This window comes from Vibrio sp. R-1 (assembly GCF_035615595.1).
Taxonomy (GTDB): domain Bacteria; phylum Pseudomonadota; class Gammaproteobacteria; order Enterobacterales; family Vibrionaceae; genus Vibrio; species Vibrio cholerae.
Genome location: NZ_WPDC01000184.1, coordinates 1 through 1485, shown reverse-complemented (window position 1 = coordinate 1485; position 1485 = coordinate 1). Strand labels below are relative to the sequence as shown.

Genomic DNA, 1485 nt, shown 5'->3' with positions numbered 1-1485 from the left:
GATCACAAGTCTGGTGAATCAAGAGACTTAGCCAGTTCATACCCTTCAAGGATGGTTTGTAACCTAAACCATCCTTGCCATAATGTCTTTATAGAAGCACGACCCGTTCGCTTTGTATTCTTCCAACCCCCTAATCGAGCAATACCTCTGTAAGCCCATGATATGTCCGGAGCTTCCTTCGGTAGCCCTTTTCTTTCTAGCTTTAGCCACATTAGCTTCCATGCTTTGCCTTTTAATATCGGCTCACAACTGCTCTTAGATAACTCATCTGATTCATTCATAAATCTCAACTGGAGCAACCGAGTCGCGATAAAAGCCAGAATAACGCTGAGCCTTTCTAAGTTATCTTTGCTTTGCATTCTCAATTGCTCGACTTGAGTGCCTTCACTTTTCCAGACTTTATGAAAATCTTCAATTAGCCAACGCAGCTCATAATAACTGACGATTTTAAGTGCCTCTTCCTTGCTCGTTATTGGCTCTGAGGTGAGTAAGTGCCATGCGAGCTTATCGTTACTCTCTCCTTGTTCTATGCATCCCACGTAGTAAAGCGGAATGTTATTGAACTCTTTTTTAGTCGCGGGAGATTTGAGTGTCACGGGGGCATATTTGATGTCTAGGTGAACTGTACGAGCTTTACGGCCGCCTTTTTGCGGTATGTCGAGCACTCTTTCTCCTGCTGATTGCAGCTTGGAAGCGTAGTCATAAAGACGATTATCATGCTCTTTTATACAGCGACTTTGCATTGAGCGAACAAGGAATCGCTGTTGTTGCTCTTGCTTGTAAGTGAGGTATTCAAATAGGTCGGCTTCTCTATCGCACACAGAAATTACATCTGAGATTTTATCGCCAAGTCGCTCTGCGACATGGCGAGAAGCTTGCTCCCATTTATAGCTTTCTTTCTCTTTGTATGGTCGAGTGGCGTACTGGTGTCCTTGTCCACGCTTTTCAATATCTCGAGTCCAGCGTTGTTGTTCAATTAAGCCAACAACCACTTGAGTTTCGGGAGCAAAAAGTAAGGTCGAGTGTATGAACATAGCTCGATTTCGATTGCCTTGATTGGAGTGCCCAAGTTCATCTTGTATGCTGCGATGGGAGTAACTTAGAGAAGTCGTATCTTCTAATGCAAGAAGTGTTTGTTGTGCTAAAGCCTCTTGCGCTGTGACATGAAAGCCCGCTTCAGCGATATCTTCTGCTTTGATTTGCTCATTACGGATAAAGCGATAAGCCCCTTCCATATCTGCAGGGGAGATGATGAGTTTCGAGACCGGTACGCCAGGTTGCTCGGCCAGAGAGGCAGCTAGGGCAACGAGTCTTTGAGTACGTCTTGGGTCATTGAGGTGAGCTTGACCAAATTGCTTTTGTGCCCAGAGGGTTGGTTCTATATAAGTCATTCTAATCATCCTTGTTATTGCTTAGATGATCAGATCATGAAACATAAAATTAGTTCAAAAAAATCCCCAAGCAGAGGCTTGGGGATTTGTGTAT

The 1485-nt window shown here is 44.1% G+C and carries 1 protein-coding gene; it reads right to left on the bottom strand.

The features are described from left to right. Positions 1 to 2: 2 nt before the first annotated feature. Positions 3 to 1391: an IS4-like element ISVa18 family transposase gene (locus GOU96_RS17445; RefSeq protein ID WP_001959226.1), complete on the bottom strand. Its 1389-nt coding sequence runs from the start codon at positions 1389 to 1391 to the stop codon at positions 3 to 5. Positions 1392 to 1485: the final 94 nt, after the last annotated feature.